This window comes from Roseimarinus sediminis (assembly GCF_050433125.1).
GTDB lineage: Bacteria > Bacteroidota > Bacteroidia > Bacteroidales > Prolixibacteraceae > Roseimarinus > Roseimarinus sediminis.
In genome coordinates this window covers 629,323-645,876 of record NZ_JBNPXV010000001.1, presented here as the reverse complement: position 1 = coordinate 645,876, position 16,554 = coordinate 629,323, and the positions used below count along the sequence as shown (strand labels likewise).

The 16,554-nt window shown below is 43.0% G+C and carries 15 protein-coding genes; 8 read left to right on the top strand and 7 right to left on the bottom strand.

Annotation, left to right across the window (positions count from 1 at the left end; genetic code table 11):
• The first annotated feature begins 1 nt into the window (after position 1).
• Positions 2-631, top strand: a complete 630-nt coding sequence (locus FHS86_RS02520) for a deoxynucleoside kinase (RefSeq protein ID WP_429410792.1) — start codon at positions 2-4, stop codon at positions 629-631.
• A 176-nt stretch (positions 632-807) separates the two neighbouring features.
• Complete coding sequence (locus FHS86_RS02515; protein WP_429410790.1) at positions 808-2,478, top strand: tetratricopeptide repeat protein; 1,671 nt, start codon at positions 808-810, stop codon at positions 2,476-2,478.
• Positions 2,479-2,873: 395 nt separating this feature from the next.
• Here the strand turns inward: FHS86_RS02515 and FHS86_RS02510 are convergent, their stop codons facing one another.
• Complete coding sequence (locus FHS86_RS02510) at positions 2,874-5,120, bottom strand: nitric-oxide reductase large subunit (protein ID WP_429410788.1); 2,247 nt, start codon at positions 5,118-5,120, stop codon at positions 2,874-2,876.
• A 132-nt stretch (positions 5,121-5,252) separates the two neighbouring features.
• Between FHS86_RS02510 and ric the strand changes: the two genes are divergently transcribed.
• Genes ric through FHS86_RS02480 form a run of 6 tightly spaced genes read left to right on the top strand, consistent with a single transcriptional unit; the run spans position 5,253 to position 9,984 of the window.
• Positions 5,253-5,972 carry an iron-sulfur cluster repair di-iron protein gene (ric, locus tag FHS86_RS02505; RefSeq protein WP_429410786.1) on the top strand — a complete coding sequence of 240 codons (720 nt, stop codon included), beginning with the start codon at positions 5,253-5,255 and terminating at the stop codon, positions 5,970-5,972.
• 9 nt (positions 5,973-5,981) lie between these two features.
• Positions 5,982-6,428 carry an RrF2 family transcriptional regulator gene (locus FHS86_RS02500; RefSeq protein ID WP_429410784.1) on the top strand — a complete coding sequence of 149 codons (447 nt, stop codon included), beginning with the start codon at positions 5,982-5,984 and terminating at the stop codon, positions 6,426-6,428.
• A complete protein-coding gene (locus FHS86_RS02495) occupies positions 6,421-7,956 on the top strand; it encodes a PepSY domain-containing protein (RefSeq protein WP_429410782.1) in 1,536 nt (511 codons plus the stop codon). The genes FHS86_RS02500 and FHS86_RS02495 overlap by 8 nt, the downstream gene beginning before the upstream one ends.
• Before the next feature lie 48 nt (positions 7,957-8,004).
• Entirely contained in the window at positions 8,005-8,196 is a 192-nt protein-coding gene (locus tag FHS86_RS02490) for a ferredoxin (protein WP_429410780.1), read from the top strand.
• Positions 8,197-8,207: 11 nt separating this feature from the next.
• A complete protein-coding gene (locus FHS86_RS02485) occupies positions 8,208-9,455 on the top strand; it encodes a DUF438 domain-containing protein (protein ID WP_429410778.1) in 1,248 nt (415 codons plus the stop codon).
• Between the two features lie 7 nt (positions 9,456-9,462).
• On the top strand, positions 9,463-9,984 hold the full coding sequence (locus tag FHS86_RS02480) for a DUF1858 domain-containing protein (protein WP_429410776.1): 522 nt from the start codon (positions 9,463-9,465) through the stop codon (positions 9,982-9,984).
• A gap of 148 nt (positions 9,985-10,132) precedes the next feature.
• Here FHS86_RS02480 and FHS86_RS02475 read toward each other — a convergent pair whose 3' ends face one another.
• From FHS86_RS02475 to FHS86_RS02450, 6 genes are all read right to left on the bottom strand, one after another.
• Positions 10,133-11,377, bottom strand: a complete 1,245-nt coding sequence (locus tag FHS86_RS02475; protein ID WP_429410774.1) for a DUF1302 family protein — start codon at positions 11,375-11,377, stop codon at positions 10,133-10,135.
• A gap of 28 nt (positions 11,378-11,405) precedes the next feature.
• Complete coding sequence (locus FHS86_RS02470) at positions 11,406-12,170, bottom strand: outer membrane lipoprotein-sorting protein (protein ID WP_429410772.1); 765 nt, start codon at positions 12,168-12,170, stop codon at positions 11,406-11,408.
• Positions 12,171-12,197: 27 nt separating this feature from the next.
• The gene (locus tag FHS86_RS02465; RefSeq protein ID WP_429410770.1) at positions 12,198-13,085 is read right to left on the bottom strand and encodes a hypothetical protein; all 888 of its coding nucleotides are present in this window, start codon (positions 13,083-13,085) and stop codon (positions 12,198-12,200) included.
• A 1-nt stretch (position 13,086) separates the two neighbouring features.
• Positions 13,087-15,378, bottom strand: a complete 2,292-nt coding sequence (locus tag FHS86_RS02460) for an efflux RND transporter permease subunit (protein ID WP_429410768.1) — start codon at positions 15,376-15,378, stop codon at positions 13,087-13,089.
• Between the two features lie 153 nt (positions 15,379-15,531).
• On the bottom strand, positions 15,532-15,870 hold the full coding sequence (locus FHS86_RS02455; protein WP_429410766.1) for a cupin domain-containing protein: 339 nt from the start codon (positions 15,868-15,870) through the stop codon (positions 15,532-15,534).
• A 15-nt stretch (positions 15,871-15,885) separates the two neighbouring features.
• Positions 15,886-16,461, bottom strand: coding sequence for a TetR/AcrR family transcriptional regulator (locus FHS86_RS02450; RefSeq protein WP_429410764.1), 576 nt, complete (start codon positions 16,459-16,461; stop codon positions 15,886-15,888).
• Positions 16,462-16,554 lie beyond the last annotated feature (93 nt).

Here is a 16,554-nt window from a genome sequence, read left to right as displayed (position 1 = left end):
AATGAACTTTTTAGTAATAGAAGGGAACATTGGTGTAGGAAAAACGACCCTGTCAAAAATGATTGGTAACGACTACAATGCACAGTTTGTTGGGGAAGCATTTGCCGATAATCCCTTTCTCGATAAATTTTACACCGATCCGAAAGCCTATGCCTTCACGCTCGAGATGTCGTTTATGGCCGAGCGCTACTCTCAGTTAATGAGCGAATTACAAAATCGTGATTTGTTTAAAAGTTTTGCAGTTGCCGATTATTACTTTATGAAATCGCTCATCTTTGCCAGCGTAACCCTGAGCACCGATGAATACAACCTCTACCGGAAATTTTTCGATATTATTTACTCGCGTCTGCCACGTCCCGATTTGTACGTATTTTTATACAAAGATACTCCACAGTTACAGCAGCAGATTAAAAAAAGAGGCCGCTCATATGAACAAAATATTGAAAATGAATATTTGAATAACATAAGCAAGGCTTATTTTAACTATTTCAAACAGCAAAACGAATTTCCGGTTGTTGTCATCGATGTGAACAATATCGATTTTGTAAAGCGTAAAAGCGACTATGAAAAATTATGCAAAATTATCCTTGAAAAGAGCTATGATGTTGGAATTACAAGGATTATATTATGATAAAATTTTGTATATTGGCTTTCTGGTTAGAAAAACATTCTTATTTTTGTATTAATAGTGAAAATATGTTTATAAAATAAAATAATGTGTCCATCATGAAAAAATTCAATTTAAAAGTTCTCGTTCTGTTCGCTTCTGTTACACTGCTGCTTAGTAGTTGTGCCAGCATTAAAAAAATGAAAAAAGATGCTGATCAGATTAAATGGGATGTAACTCCTGAGGTACTGGAGAGCCATGCCGGCCAGGTAAAAGTAAGCGTTGAAGGACAAATACCCGAGAAGTATTTTGTAAAGAAAGCTACATTAACCGTTACACCGGTTGTAGAGTATGACGGTGGTGAGATTGCTTATCCCGAGATTAAACTGCAGGGAGAAAGTGTAACTGCCAACAATGCAGTAATTACTTTTGACGAAGGTGGTAATTTCAAGGTGGAAGGAGCTGTTCCATACGAAGATGCCATGAGAATGTCAGAATTAAAAGTACGCATGGTAGCACAAAAGGGAGCTACAGCACTCGATTTCGACCCGGTAAAAATTGCCGATGGTGTAATCGCTACGTCTGAACTGGTTCAGAAAGTGGGTATGCCTGTTGTAGGTACTCAAAAAGAGGAAAACAAATCCGGTAAATACGACCCGGCCATTGATGCTTTCCAACGTGTAGTTCCTGATGAAATGATGGCTGACATCCACTACCTGATCAACAGCTCCTACGTACGTGGGGAAGAATTAAAAGCCGAAGATGTGAATGCTTTCAAAGCATATACCAAAGATGCCAACGAAGCCGAACGCAAAGATCTTAAAGGTCTTGAAGTTTCTGCCTATGCTTCACCCGACGGTAAACTCGACTGGAATGAAGATCTTTCGAAACGTCGCGAAAGCTCAGCTGCTGAGTATCTTCAGAAAGAATTGAAGAAAGCAGGTATCGACATGGATCTTAAAACCCGTTACACAGCCGAAGACTGGGAAGGATTCCGTGAGTTGATGGAGAAATCATCAATCCAGGACAAAGAACTGATTCTTCGTGTACTTTCGATGTACAGCGATCCTGAAGTACGTGAAAAAGAAATTCGCAACCTTTCAGAAGCCTTTACTGATGTGGCCGATGAAATTCTGCCCGAACTTCGTCGTTCAAAATTCCTGGCATCGGTTGACCTGATTGGTAAAACTGATGAAGAATTGCTTGCTGCTGCCAGCAACGATCCTGCTTCATTAAACCAGGCAGAGTTGCTCTATGCTGCTACCTTAACCGATGATTTAAGCAAGAAAAAAGCCTTCTACAATGCTTTTACCCGTCAATTCGAAAACGACTGGAGAGGCTATAACAACGTTGGCATGGTTCAAGTGCTCGAAGGCGATTTCACCGCAGCTGCAGGCAGCTTTGCAAAAGCCGATCAACTCGATCAAAATAACCCTGTAGTTCAGAACAACCTGGGAGTTATTGCACTGAAAAATGGCGATATCAACAAAGCCAAAGAACTTTTCTCTGCTGCCACCGGAGTTGGTCCACAGGTCGACTACAACATGGGAATTGTTAGCATTACCCGTGCCGAATACGACAAGGCTGTGAAATATTTTGGTGAGTGTGTACGTCCTAACTCTGCACTGGCAAGCATTCTGGCTGGTGATAACAACGGTGCTTTGAAAAAGCTTGAAGCCAATGAGTCGGACGATGCCATGGTTGACTACCTAAAGGCAGTTGTTGCTGCACGTACAGCAAAAGAAAACTTAATGACTGAAAGCCTTGGCGCTGCAATCAGCAAAGATCCATCGCTGAAAGCAAAAGCTAAAACAGACCTCGAATTTGCCAAATATTTTGAAAACCCTGGTTTTAAAGCCATTGTTGACTAAATATTAATTCAACAAAAATATTAGAGGCAGTCATTCATGGCTGCCTCTTTTTGTTTTCTGAAATTCTGATCCACTTTCATTACTGTTGGTGATTCGTAAGAATCAACTTGTTCGGTGCCAAATCTGGCTGTTGTAGTAAAACGACACAGACAATATGTACTTCAAATTGGCAAGCCGACTGGCATTATGGCTTTTTGGCAATGGATATACCAGTGTATTGCACAGAACCCTGGGAATCTGAATGGCGTTTACATAACTTCGATTGACGCTTTGCCTGATCATTGAAATCAAACGATTCAACAAGGTGGAACTTCTACTTAAAAGCTACCGAATAAAAAAGGAGAGCAAACCATCGGCTGCTCTCCTTTTGTTGTTAAGATGTAACTGAAAATTTCTTATTTCTTTTTAAGCGACCAGCCTGTTTTTAAACCAAATACAAACCAAGCCAAAGCAACTGCACCCAACGCAAAAATGGTATCTCCAATGGCCCTTAACCAACGAAGTGTTTCCAGCGGTTCCGATTGCAGGAATTCAGCCGAACGTGCATACCATAAACCATGCTTAACACTGGCTATTGTTTGAAGTAAGCCAACGGGGAGTACGCTGAGCAGCACCATCAATGTCAGTCCGATATTCAAAGACCAGAAAGCAAATTTGATCCATTTTTCATTCCAAACCGATTTGATATCCATATCGCGTAAAACAAAAAGCATCAAACCGATGCCGAGCATTCCATAAACACCAAAAAGTGCTGTATGCCCGTGAACCGGTGTGGTATTCAATCCTTGCATGTAATAAAGTGCAATGGGCGGATTAATCAGGAAGCCAAAAATACCGGCTCCGAGGAAATTCCAGAAAGCAACTGCAACAAAGAAGTAGATGGGCCATTTATAAGCTTTTACCCAATCCCTGCTTCTACTCAAATTTAGGTTGTGATAAGCTTCAAAACCCATTAGAACAAGGGGTACCACTTCGAGTGCGCTGAACGATGCACCCAGTGCAAGAACTGCTGTTGGGGTACCGGTAAAATAAAGGTGATGGAAAGTACCCAAAATTCCGCCTGACAGGAAGATGACCGTTGCAAATAACACCGAAGTCGTAGCAATTCCAGCTCTTATCAATTGCATCCTTACAAACAAGAAGGCAATGGCTACCGTGGCAAAAACTTCAAAAAATCCTTCAACCCACAAATGAACGACCCACCAGCGCCAGTATTCAGCGATGGCAAGATGGGTTTGTCTTCCCCACATCAATCCTGCTCCGTAAAAAGAGGCAATGGCTATCGAGGCAATGAGGAACATAATTAAAAGATGCCTGTTGCCCGATTGCTTGTCTTTGAGTGCCGGCCATATTGCACGCCCCATCAGGAACAGCCATATAAAAAGACCGGCAAACAGGAAGATTTGCCAGAAGCGGCCTAAATCGACATATTCATATCCCTGATGACCAAACCAGAAGTTTTCGACCAGCCCAAGTTTTTGCATTACACCCATCCACTGACCGGCAAGAGATCCAACAACAATTACAAGCAAGGCAAAGAAAAGTACATTCACCCCCAGCTTTTGGAATTTGGGCTCTTTCCCCGAAATGGCAGGTGCAAGAAATAATCCGGTTGCCAGCCATGATGTGGCAATCCAGAAGATAGCCAGCTGAATATGCCAGGTGCGTGAAACAGAATAAGGAAGTACCTCGGCCAATGGCAGGCCATAAAAACCAAGCCCCTCAACTCCATAATGCGCAGTAATCACCCCCATTAGTATTTGAACTAAAATGAGTGCAGTCACAATCCAGAAATACTTTAAGGTAGCTTTCATCGACGGAGTCAGGGCTGCACCCGATATGGGATTGACCGAAGGTGCTTCTTCGTTCTCTTCGTCATCACGACGTGTAGCATAATACCATGACATCAGACCAATGCCGGCAAGCAAAATAATCACACTGAAGCCGGTCCATATGAGAAGAGTCCCGGTTGGTTCATTACCAACCAATTTCTCTGGCGGCCAGTTGTTGGTGTAGGTGATCTCCTCTCCTGGTCGCTCGGTAACTGTTGACCATGTTGCCCAAAAGAAGAAGGAATTCATCAGCTGCATCCTGTCAGCATCCTTGATGCTGTTTGCTGGAATTGCATAGGCTTCCCTCAACTCATGCATGTTGGGATCATCCATAAACAAGCCACTGTAATGCGCGCTAATTGCATCGAATGCTTTTGCGCGTAAGGGCGAAATGGTAATCGATTTTGTTGTTTCATCGTAAGTGTTGGCCCGCATTTCACGTTGTAATCGCATTTCCAGTAAAGCCCTTTGCTCTTCCGAAATGGCATCGTACGATTTTCCGTATTCTCCCTCTGCCATTTCATTCAGCATGTAAATCGCTTCACGGTGCAGCCAGTCGGCCGTCCAGTCGGGTGCCTGATAAGCTCCGTGACCCCATATCGTTCCTACCTCCTGACCACCCATCGATTGCCATACATTCTGACCATCTTTAATCTGGGCTGCTGTCATAATTACTTCACCATTGGTGGTGATCACTTTCTCGGGTATCGGTGGTGCTTTGCGGTAGATTTCAATACCGTAATAACCCAAAATTCCAAACGATACAACCATCACAAGTATAAAACTTGTCCATAGAGTTCTGGTTTTCATTGATTTAAATTTTTTAGGATTTGTATGTCTTTTAAAAACTTTAGACAAATATATAAAAACTATAAAAGGACCCTGTTATCCTTTGATGTTTTTTTTCTATCTTTGTGTCGAAAAACATAAAAGTTAAATAAAATGGAAATTCAAATTAATACATCGGTAGGAGAAGTTGTAAGAGCCAATTTCAAAACAGCCAGAATTTTTGAGAAATATGGTATTGACTTTTGTTGCAGCGGAGGACAAAGCATTGCCCAGGCATGTGATCGTGCTCAGTTGGATCCACGGGAGTTAATCGTTGAAGTTGAAAGCACCCTTCTGCAAAACGACCGTGAAGCCGCATGGTATGAAAAAATGGCACTCGATAAGCTTTGTGAACTCATTGTTGATCGTCACCATAGTTATGTACGTGAAACCATCCCATTTCTGCAATCAAAACTACAAAAGTTGTGCGAAGCGCATGGAGCCAATCATCCTGAGCTGTTTGATGTACAGGAGCTTTTCGGGCAAACAGCCGGAAACTTAACTATGCACATGCAAAAGGAAGAACTGGTACTCTTTCCCTTCGTAAATCAACTGGTGCAGTTGCAGAAAAAAGGTGCTAAACTGGAAGCTGGTGTAAACAGCGTACTCGAACCCATTGCACAAATGGAAGCTGAACATAAGGCCGAAGGTGATCGTTTCGCCTTAATTGCTAAATTTACCAATAATTATACTGTTCCGTCCGACGGATGTAATACCTACCGGGTTACTTTTCAAACCCTGCAGGAGTTTGAGGAAGATTTGCACCTACACATTCACCTTGAAAACAATCTGTTGTTTAAAAAAGCAGCCATTCTGGAGTCGGAACTAAAATAAACGATCCGTATGCTTGCAAAGAGTACTGAATATGCAATAAGAGCCCTGGTGATGATCCAGCTTGAAAACTGGAACAGTCATCGCCCGGGGGTTCTTGAAGTAGCCAAAGGAATTGAGGCTCCGTCGGCGTTTACTGCCAAGATACTGCAAACCCTTACCAAACATGGTCTGCTTGCTTCATTGAAGGGTCGCGGAGGAGGTTTCTTCTTCGATGAAACGGCCGACGAGCTTAGTCTCTATCAGGTGATCAATACAATGGAAGGACTCTCGGTTTTTAATCGATGCGGATTCGGTTTGCAAAAATGCAGCGACACCCAACCTTGTCCTTTACATCATCGCTATGCAGCAATTCGTGATGGGTATATGGAAATTGCCCTGTCAGAAAGTATTCAGTCACTGGCAAGAAAAATCAACAGAGGTGAAGCTGTTTTGAATCTATTGGGGAAAAATGGATAAGAGAAAAAGAGGAGAACGCACCTATAAAAAACTACATCGCTGGCCCGGACTGATCATTTCTTTCTTCCTGCTTTATTTTGGGATTACAGGGATCATCATGAATCACCGTGAATTTTTTGCCGGTGCGGAGATCAACCGAAAATGGCTGCCCGATGAATATGCCTACAGCAACTGGAACAACAGTGCAGTAAAGGGGAACGTGACCATTGGCAGCGATAGTGTCCTGGTATATGGCAACATTGGCATTTGGCTTGCCGATTCCCTGCTGAGTAATTTTAGCCCTTTTAATCATGGCTATCCCGAAGGCAACGATCATCGCAAAACCTTCGATGTACTCAAAAGTCCCGATGGGCATTTGTATGCTGCCAGCCAATTCGGACTTTATGCTTACGACTATCAGCAGAAAAGCTGGACAAAGTTTGAACTTGATGTTGATCTGAAGCGCTTTACCGGCATCGAATGGCTAAACGATACCATTTATGCCATCAATCGGTCTTATCTTTTTACGGGCTTATCGGAGGGGCCGGCAAGCCACTTTGAAAAAATTGAATTGAAAGCACCCGAAGGCTTTGAAAATAAAATCAGTTTATTCGAAACCATGTGGCAGATTCATTCGGGTGAAATCTTCGGCTTGCCCGGACAGCTTGTAGTCGATGCGCTCGGACTGGTCACTATCTTCCTTTCGATCACAGGCATCATTTATTTCTTCTTTCCCGACTGGATCGTTGCCAGAATACGCAGGGGAAAGAAAAGTCTTCGCCTTGCGAGAATGAATAAATGGTCGCTGAAGTGGCACAATAAAATAGGTGCATGGACCTTCTGGCTGTTGATCATCGTCTATTTAACAGGAATGTTCCTGCGTCCACCGGTGCTCATAGCCATTGCACGCTCAGAAGTTAAACCCATAAAATATTCGCATCTCGATCAGCCCAATCCCTGGTACGATAAATTGAGAGACCTTGTTTACGATCAGTCGAACAAGTGCCTGATGCTGTCTACCTCCGAAGGAATGTTTTATTTAAAAGATCTGAATAGAAAACCTGAAAAACTGCGTTTTCAACCTCCGGTAAGTGTGATGGGAATCAACGTTTTTGAACCTTACGAAAAAGCCTATCTGATCGGCTCGTTCAGTGGTTTGTTTCTGTGGGAGCCGGCATCGGGAATGGTGCTCGATTTTGTAACTGGTAAACCCTATCAGGGAGCACCATCGGGACGGCCGGTCGGAACGTTCATGGTTACAGGCATGCTGACTGACTCACAGCAAAACCGTTACATGGTCGATTACAACATGGGAGCTGTTCCACTTTATCATCAAAGCAAACTGCCGCCCATGAACGAGCAAATTATCCGCAAATCAACCATTTCGCTTTGGAATTTCTCACTCGAGATGCACACAGGACGTTTGTTTAATTTCCTTCTGGGTGATTTTTATATTCTTATTGTGCCCCTGATTAGCCTTGGTGGAGCAGTTGTGGTGCTGAGCGGTTATTTATTATGGCGGAAAAAATACCGTAACAAAGGTGCTTGATTTTCATCCGCTATTTATTTATATTGAATAAAAATAAAAATTAATAATATGGCAATTAAGAAAGTATGGATTGAAGAGGGATGTACTTCGTGTGGAATGTGCGAAGGCATAGCTCCCGACGTTTTTACCATGCCCGATGAAGCTGAAGTAATCGAAGGTGCAGATTTTGGTGCAAACGAAGAAGCGATTATAGAGGCAGCCGAAAGTTGTCCGGTTGAAGTTATAAAATATGAAGAATAAAGGGAAAGATCATGAGCGAACTCATCAATAATTCTGAATACCGGAAAAGCAAACTTAAAGAGCTGATTCTGAAGCTCCATGCAGGTTATGCTCCGGGAGAAGTAAAAGCAGAACTGCGTGAAACCCTTAGCCAGATTCCTTATGGCGAAGTGGTTGAAGTAGAACAGGAACTGATTGCCGAAGGCCTGCCAGAAGAAGACGTTCTTCAACTGTGCGATATTCATGGTGAAGTGCTCGATGGAAGCATTGACCAGAGTGGTTCACAGGACATTCCCCAGGGACATCCGCTGGATGTTTTTATTCAGGAGAACAAAGCGCTGAACGAAGTAATCGACAAAACCTACGGCCTCCTTAACACCCTTCATCAGCTTGACGATGCAGACTTCACCCACAGGCTGTATGCCCTGCAGGGCTGTTTCAACGAACTGATGGATGTTGATAAACATTATCAGCGCAAGGAATACCTTGTTTTTCCTTATCTCGAGCAGCGCGAAATTACGGGCCCTCCCAAGGTAATGTGGGGAAAACACGATGAAATACGCGATCACCTGAAGGGCTGTATCGAGTTGTTGCGTGAACCCGGCCTGAAAAAAGATGACCTACTCGATGCTTTTGATTTACTTTTTCTTCCGGTACTGAAGGAGCTAAGAGAAATGGTTAAAAAGGAAGAAGACATCCTCTTTCCCATGGCCATGGACACCCTTACCATTGAAGAATGGTGGAACATACATCAGCAAACCATCGAAATTGGTTTCACCTTGTACGATCCGCAGGTTGAATGGAAACCCGAAGGAATCGACCTCTCGGGAGACAACGAAAACATCGTTTCTGGTGGACTAAATGCCGGTGGAAATCTCCAGCTGCCATCGGGAAGTTTTACCCCTCAGGAAATTAAAGCCATACTCAATACCGTTCCGGTCGATATGACCTTTGTTGATAAAAACGACAAGGTGAAATATTTCACCCAGGGCAGTGAACGTATTTTTACCCGAAGCCGCTCAATCATTAACCGCGATGTTCGCCTGTGTCATCCTCCCGGAAGTGTGCACATTGTAGAAAAAATCATCGATGACTTTAAATCAGGAAAGGAACAAAAGGCTTCCTTCTGGATCCAAATGAAAGGCAAGTTCATTCTTATTGAATATTATGCACTGAGAGACGACAACGGAGAATATCTTGGAACACTCGAAGTTTCACAGGACCTGACCAACGCCCGCTCCCTCGAAGGCGAGCGTCGCATCTTGTCGTACGATAAATAACGAAAAAATGGAAAATTTAATCATAACACCCAAGACCAAAATCAGTGAGCTGCTCGATGCTTATCCCGATCTTGAAGATTTGCTGATTCAGCTGGCACCGGCTTTCAAAAAATTAAAAAATCCGGTATTAAGAAAAACAGTCGCAAAGATTACAAGCATTGGTCAGGCAGCCATAATTGGCAAGCTAAATGTTGAAGAATTGGTCAATCAGTTGCGACATGCAGCAGGGCAGGATCATCTTGATGCAACTGAAGATGGCGAAATAACTTTTGTTACCGAAAAACCCGATTGGTTTACTTATACCAGCATCGTCGACATTATCGATACCCGCGACATGCTCAATGCCGGAGAACACCCGGTACATGTGGTATTGTCAGGCGTAAAGCAGTTGAAAGAAGGAGAAATTCTGAAAATCATCACACCGTTTTTGCCTGTTCCTTTAATTGAAAAGGCGGCCAGTCTTGGAGCACAACACTGGGTCGATCAGCAGCATGAAGAGTTGTATTCAATTTATTTCTTTGTTAAATAGTTTGAAGATAAATACTACGCATGTTATAGAAAACCCGCAAAGATTCGAAGCAACAGATCATCAACTGCTTAGCTTCGTAATTTTGCGGGTTTCCTTTTAATCGCTTAGAAAGAGAATTTGAGCTGTGCTTTAAATTCCTGTAATCAGTCTAAAAATTGTATTTCAACTTCATATATGCCATGTCGTTTTCGGCATACTGGCCAAACCGACCTTCATCACCAACGAAGAAATTGGCGCCAAGCAGCAATTCAAAACCATCGCTCAGCGAGTAAGTTGCTTTAGGGCGTATGAGTGCATCACCCTTGTTCAGTCCGATGTATGAAAACAGTTCCAACCACAATTTTTCCCTGAAAAAATCTTTGCGGGCCATTACCGTCATGGTGTTTTCAAACTCCTTGTTATTCAATGCATCATCGTAATCAAGCAGGTATTCCTGAATAAACTGAGCACTCATGCGAACACCTCCAAATGTGTAATCGAGTCCGGCCATGTAGTGCAAATTATCTTTGGCAACTTTTGATCCGGGCACCATGGGATTGCTGGTCTGAAAGTGACGACCGCTATAGTAAGCACCTTCGCCGCGCACTACCAGTCCGCCCAGCGGAAGGCTGAAACTACCACCCCCCATGCTTACCCGCTGGTATTCGGGCCTCACGGTAAGTCCGGTAAGCTGTTGCGTTTGCGGGTCGATTTCGCGGGTCACGTACATCGACGGATCGTCGTAAAAGAAGTTTCCGCCAATCAATTCAAAGTCGAAGGAACTACCCATCATCGAATAACGCAGAAATACTTCACTGTTTTCGAGCGATGGTTTAATTTCTGAAACCGAATAATCCCACGCAGGCTTCATCGGAAATGGCAATGCGGGTGCCCATATTGATCCTTGTTCAGGCATTTGTGTTGGTGTAAAAACCGGAGTCCAAACCGCTTCTATACTGTGAGCTCCCTTGAAATAATTCAGCTTAACCGCCGTGATGCCAGTCCTGATTTCATCGAAATCGGGCAATAGGAACTCACGCAAATCTTTGGGTGAAACCACATCGGTAATGAAAACTCCTTCGGCTTTTCCCCATATTACCTGTTGTTTTCCGACCCGGATATCGAGGTTTTTAAAATACAGGTCGAGATAGGCTTCGCGCAGCCCGATTTCCAGATCGCGGTCGAAGTAATGGTACAGGTATGGATTTACCTTAAAACCACCACGCTCTCCCCTTTTTTCGAAATTAAGATTGAGTGTGTTTTGGACGATCGAGAAATCCTTCGTTTCGTTCAGTAATACGCCCGTGTAATTGCGTGCATAACCCGTTATGTCGGCATTTACAAAGCCTTGTGCCGCAACAGGGCCCGACAGCGCCCAAAAAAGCAGAATCACCAGATACTTATATTGCTTCATGATCATTTCGTTAACTGATTAAATAGGTTTAAGATCCGAGGGTCATTCCGCGTTCGGTGAATTTACTGTCGGGAATTCCCTGGTTAAACTGAATGTTTTCGAACTTCATTTCTGTTTTATGGTTCTTCTGGACATTCTTCATCTCGGTTTCCAGAATGGTCCAGAATCCATCCACTTTATCGTATTTAATAACGGTCAGTGTTTTCAGTAAGTCGCCATCTTCATCGTAAAATTCACGCTTTGCTCCCATGAAGTTTTCTTTCAATACCCATGAAACGATTTTAGAATAAGCATACGCTTCATCCTTTGGCGTACTTTCAACCACGTAACACGCTTTTCCATCGATGGTTTCTTCGCGCAGCAGTTGGTGGGTATCTTCCGATGGATGACGGTCGCCCAGGTCGTCGTAGGTAAAATCGGAACCCATAAACGAATCGCTCTTGCTATCGCTCGAAATGCGTTTTGTACGTCGCAATGCCGGCAGATAAATCCATTGGTCGTCGTCGCGACCATCGGCATAACTCCAGTTCATGAATGAGGTACCTCGCACATCGGCCGGTGCCAAAAAGAACATTACTTTCTTCTCGTCGCCATCGTACAATTTGATGTACTGCTGGAGCTTGCGTACCCGTTGTTCCCCACTTTTGTTGGTCAGGGTCATGGTCAACTGTCCCTGCTGGTCGTTACCCGTTGGAAGGTTGTACACTTTATTCATTATTTCTTCACCGCTGAGTTGTGCAAACCCCTGGCCTGCAATCAGCAGTATGGTAAAAATTGTGAGTAAATGTTTCATCTTTTGTTTCTTTTGAATTATTGAATATTATTTTAATGTAAATGCCTGTATACCTATTCTGAAAACAGTGAGTCTGCGTGAAAAATGCATGTTGTAATAATCCATTCCTGAGTAAAAATTTGCAAATAAGCTAACATCAGTTAATACCTTCGGGTGATAATTGAGCGTAAAAGAAAAGTTGAGACGCTTTGAAAGATCAAACAAATTTGCATCGTTTAAAGTACCAAAAAGCCATGTTGTTTCAATTTTTGACTGTATGTACTGATTGTTTCCTCCAACAGGAAAGCGGAAAATCCGAAAGGCATTATTCCATCGATAGAAACTATACATACCTTCCAGCTCAGGGCTTCTGTCAATATTGAAATGGTATTCAAACGATGTGCGAAAGTATTTCTGAAAATGCCCGGGTGGAATCAGTTTTTCATTTAAGAAAAGTCCAAGCTCAAGGTAGTTGGTTGAAAAACTTCCCTCAAAAAGATTCAGACTTCCATCATCGTTGAAAAAATTTCCTTCCTGACCATTTGAATGATGACTTATTTTTAAAAACAAATAGTTGTTACGTTCGATATTTTGATCGATAAGCCGATAAAAAATAACATTGGGCATGTAGCTGGGTGAGCGCACGGGCAACGACTCTTCGGCATACATCCGAAGCAGAATATTGGTCGAGAGCGTGGCTCCCCATTTTGAATTGTCCTTTGTTCGAAGCAGGAAATATGGATTGATTCTGGCTTCGAACACCAAAGGTTCTAAATTTCCTATTCCCTGCCCGAACGTGATATAGCTCTCATCCTGGTTAGCCCTTATCGACTGAAAAAACATTGCTTCTTCAGGCACAGTATCAATACGCTGTGCCTGCGAATCAGCCGCCCAAACAAGCAGCGCGATGAACAATATGTTTTTCCCAATTGTCAACTTATTCCTGTTTATTTTTCTTTACCCCCTTCATGAATAATTTGCCGGCATACACCAGGATCATCATTACCGTAAGCGTTCCGGCCAGACTTGTAAACATGTTGAGCGAGACCAAAGCCCCCAGCGTACGGTTGGGAGGAAATACCGAAAAAAGCAAAACCATAAAACCGGCAATCACAACGATTGCATTGTAAAGAATGGCTTTTCCCGTTTGTTTCATGGTAAAGTGAATGGCATCGTGCCGGTGTTCCAGACTGGCAACATTGATGCGATAATGCTGGATAAAGTGAATGGCGTAGTCGATACCAATACCAATGGCGATACTCGATAACAGGGCTGTTGTGGTGCTCAGTGGAATATTAAACAATCCCATGATCCCAAAGCTGATCAGAGCGGTGATGATGATGGGCAGTGACCCGATCAAACCGGCTTTTAAACTTCGGAACATAATGCTGAGCAGCGCCAGCACAATCAGTAACGAAAGGATAATACTTTTAATCTGACCATCAAGAATCAAACCTGTAAACACCAGTGCTTTGTAACCCGAACCGGCATAATTCATTTCGACTCCCTGATCGGCAAAGCGGTCTTCATACTCCTGGATGACGGCCAAAGCCTCATTGATGGTTCTCGAATCGTCGCCTTTAAGCTGAAAAGTAATGTTGGTGCGGTTGTAATCGTAATTTACCACTTTGGTGAGATTCTCAGGATCGCCCGACATTTCGTAGAGCAAAAGGTATTGTGCAACCATGTCGTTCGATTCGGGTATCTTATAATACGTTTCATCATCGGCATTCATTACCTTATTCATCCGTTTGAGGTAATCGGCCAGCGAAAAGGAGTTTCCGACCTTTGCCAGTTGTTCGGTTTCGGCCTGCATTTCGTCGATCAGTGCTAAACTTTGAGGTTGCTTAAATACGCCTGCGTGTTCACTTTCGAGTACAACATTGAGCGTGGAAGTCCCGCCAAACTTGCTGTTGACAAACTTGTCGGTCAATACAATTTCACTGTCTTTTTCGAAATTCGACAGGAAGCTTGAATTGATCCACACCTTTGATGTTCCCCAAATTGATACAACAATCAGAACACCAACAATTAGATAAACAACTTTTCGCTTGTTAAGCATCTTATCGGTAAACTGATTAATCCTGGTATAGCCTTCACTTGCTTGTTCCGAATTTCGGAAACGGGGTTTGTAACCAAACAAAAGCACAGCAGCCGGGATGAAAGCAAGAGCAAGTAGAAAGGCTACCAGGATACCAAAGGCAGTAAATATTCCGAAGTATTTAATAGGAAACACCTGCGAAGTGATTAACGAGATAAAGCCAATCATGGTGGTAAAGGCAGCCATCATCAGCGGCTTCCATAGTACTTTCAGTACGTAAGCAACACCTCTTTGGGTGTCGGCGTCGCTGTTGTCGCGGTAATAATGCTTCAGATGATTGTAAAAATAAATACCATAGGCTACTCCAATGGCAATAAGCATTACGGGAATCATGGTCGATACGGCAAAAATGGGAACGCCCAGCGCTGCCATCAATCCAAAAGCCCAAATGGTGCTTACGAAAACGGTAAACAGGGTAGTTAAAGTAGCCCTTGTACTTCGCAAAAGAAAAAAGAGCACCAGGGTGATGACAAGAATCACGATGGGAACCATTTTTTTCATGTCTTTGGGCCCCAGCGTGCCCATGGTGCCTTCAACAATGGGACGTCCGGCTACATAAACCTTATCGCCGTCACCTTCGTATTCTTTTGCAAAACTTACTATTTCCTGATAAAACGAGTCGGTAAACAACGAGTCGGTCATGCCTGCCACTACCAATGCCACAGTCTCATCGGCTGAAACAACCCGGCCGTAAGCCATGTCGTTGCCCCTTACATTGTCACGTAATTCCTCCAGCTGCACTTCCGTTTTCGGCACCCGTTTATAAAACGAATTTACTTCGAGCCCAAATTCCGAGCCGGTAATATTATCGGCAGTATAAAGCGACGTTACATCGTTGTCTTCAAACTCGGGCAGGTCCTGCAAAGCCTTTGAAATATCCTTAATCTTTTGCAAGGTCAGCGGGTTGTATATACCATTTTGATTTTCAAGGGCAATTAGTATCCCGTCTTTAATATTAAACCATTCTTCGGCCTGATCGCTGTACACAAACGAAGGGTGTGTTTTAGGCATGTACTCGTCGAGATCGGTTTCCATACGCGCATTGTGCCTGATTTCGCTCAAAAAATAGGCTGTTACAAGCAGCGTAATCGCAATGGTAAGTACTGCATACCGTTTTGGGTGTTTCATACAATTTCTGTTTTAATGCTATACAAGCTATTTGTTTGTTAATATTAACTAACCTGAAAAAGAAATAATAAAAGCTGAAGGTGATTGCCTGAGTTCAGCTTTTATTTAAATGATTGATGCTGCCTGTTATTAAAGCACTATTATTGATCTATCCTACAACAATTTGCTTTGAGCAACAGGCTTTGGTGCTTTTACCACCAAAATACGTGCAATGCTTTGCGAGTTGTTCGACAAGCAGTGAATAATTCCCTTTGGGCTGTCAACCAGACTGTTGGCTTCGACCGTAATGGTTTCATCTCCCACCCTTACGTCGGGGCTTCCTTCAAGAATAAAGAAGAACACATCGACGGGGGTAATATGAGGCTTCAGCGTTTCTCCTGGTTGTAGTGTCATGTGCATGACCTGTGCACTATCTTTGTCGTACAATCTGCGCACATCAATTTTGTGTGGTGTATCAACAATTGCCTGTTCTTTTACTTTCTTAATGTCCATATATTTGATTTTAATTTATTTAGAAATAAGTGCAATGACTGATTGGATTAATTTTGAACCTTCTGAATTCAAATTAAATTTAAATCCCGAAAGCTGCCATCGCTTAACATAAAGACGGAGCGTTCCCATTACCATGATGGCCAGGTGATCGGGCGGAATGTCGTTACGAATTTCGTTCAGCTCTGCCCCTTTATGGATGATATTGCCCAGAAATTCAATGTTCTGTTTTATTATTTCAGAAGTTTTCTCCGTGAGTTGCGCCTCATTCCGAAATAATTCTTCAGCAAAAATCACAGCTACTAACGATGGTTTGTCGTTGAAGGCGCTAAAAAAAGCCTGGAACATGCTTTTAATTTGTGAAAGACTTCCCTTTTCGTTTTCTACCCCTGTTTTTACACTTTTCATCAGGCTGCCAAACGAGTCGAGTACAGCCACTAAAATTTCCACCTTATTTTCATAATGGCGGTAAATAGCCGGCTCACTGATCCCAATTTTCTTCGATAGATTTTTTATGGTAAGTCCCTGTATGCCATTCTCGTTTATAAGGTCGAGCGCAGTTTCAACTATTTCGATTTGCCGTGGTGTTTGCATAAACTGTATTTCAATTAGGCCACAAAGTTAGTTAATGTTTACTAACTTCCAAGTAATTTGCATTTTTTAACAAAAAGTGATCTACAAAAAGCC

Excerpts from the sequence above, each read along its gene's own strand:
- FHS86_RS02520 (WP_429410792.1), top strand. The coding sequence starts at position 2 with ATGAACTTTTTAGTAATAGAAGGGAACATTGGTGTAGGAAAAACGACC.
- FHS86_RS02515 (WP_429410790.1), top strand. The coding sequence starts at position 808 with ATGAAAAAAGATGCTGATCAGATTAAATGGGATGTAACTCCTGAGGTA.
- FHS86_RS02510 (WP_429410788.1), bottom strand. The coding sequence starts at position 5,120 with ATGAAAACCAGAACTCTATGGACAAGTTTTATACTTGTGATGGTTGTA.
- ric (WP_429410786.1), top strand. The coding sequence starts at position 5,253 with ATGGAAATTCAAATTAATACATCGGTAGGAGAAGTTGTAAGAGCCAAT.
- FHS86_RS02500 (WP_429410784.1), top strand. The coding sequence starts at position 5,982 with ATGCTTGCAAAGAGTACTGAATATGCAATAAGAGCCCTGGTGATGATC.
- FHS86_RS02495 (WP_429410782.1), top strand. The coding sequence starts at position 6,421 with ATGGATAAGAGAAAAAGAGGAGAACGCACCTATAAAAAACTACATCGC.
- FHS86_RS02490 (WP_429410780.1), top strand. The coding sequence starts at position 8,005 with ATGGCAATTAAGAAAGTATGGATTGAAGAGGGATGTACTTCGTGTGGA.
- FHS86_RS02485 (WP_429410778.1), top strand. The coding sequence starts at position 8,208 with ATGAGCGAACTCATCAATAATTCTGAATACCGGAAAAGCAAACTTAAA.
- FHS86_RS02480 (WP_429410776.1), top strand. The coding sequence starts at position 9,463 with ATGGAAAATTTAATCATAACACCCAAGACCAAAATCAGTGAGCTGCTC.
- FHS86_RS02475 (WP_429410774.1), bottom strand. The coding sequence starts at position 11,377 with ATGAAGCAATATAAGTATCTGGTGATTCTGCTTTTTTGGGCGCTGTCG.
- FHS86_RS02470 (WP_429410772.1), bottom strand. The coding sequence starts at position 12,170 with ATGAAACATTTACTCACAATTTTTACCATACTGCTGATTGCAGGCCAG.
- FHS86_RS02460 (WP_429410768.1), bottom strand. The coding sequence starts at position 15,378 with ATGAAACACCCAAAACGGTATGCAGTACTTACCATTGCGATTACGCTG.
- FHS86_RS02455 (WP_429410766.1), bottom strand. The coding sequence starts at position 15,870 with ATGGACATTAAGAAAGTAAAAGAACAGGCAATTGTTGATACACCACAC.
- FHS86_RS02450 (WP_429410764.1), bottom strand. The coding sequence starts at position 16,461 with ATGCAAACACCACGGCAAATCGAAATAGTTGAAACTGCGCTCGACCTT.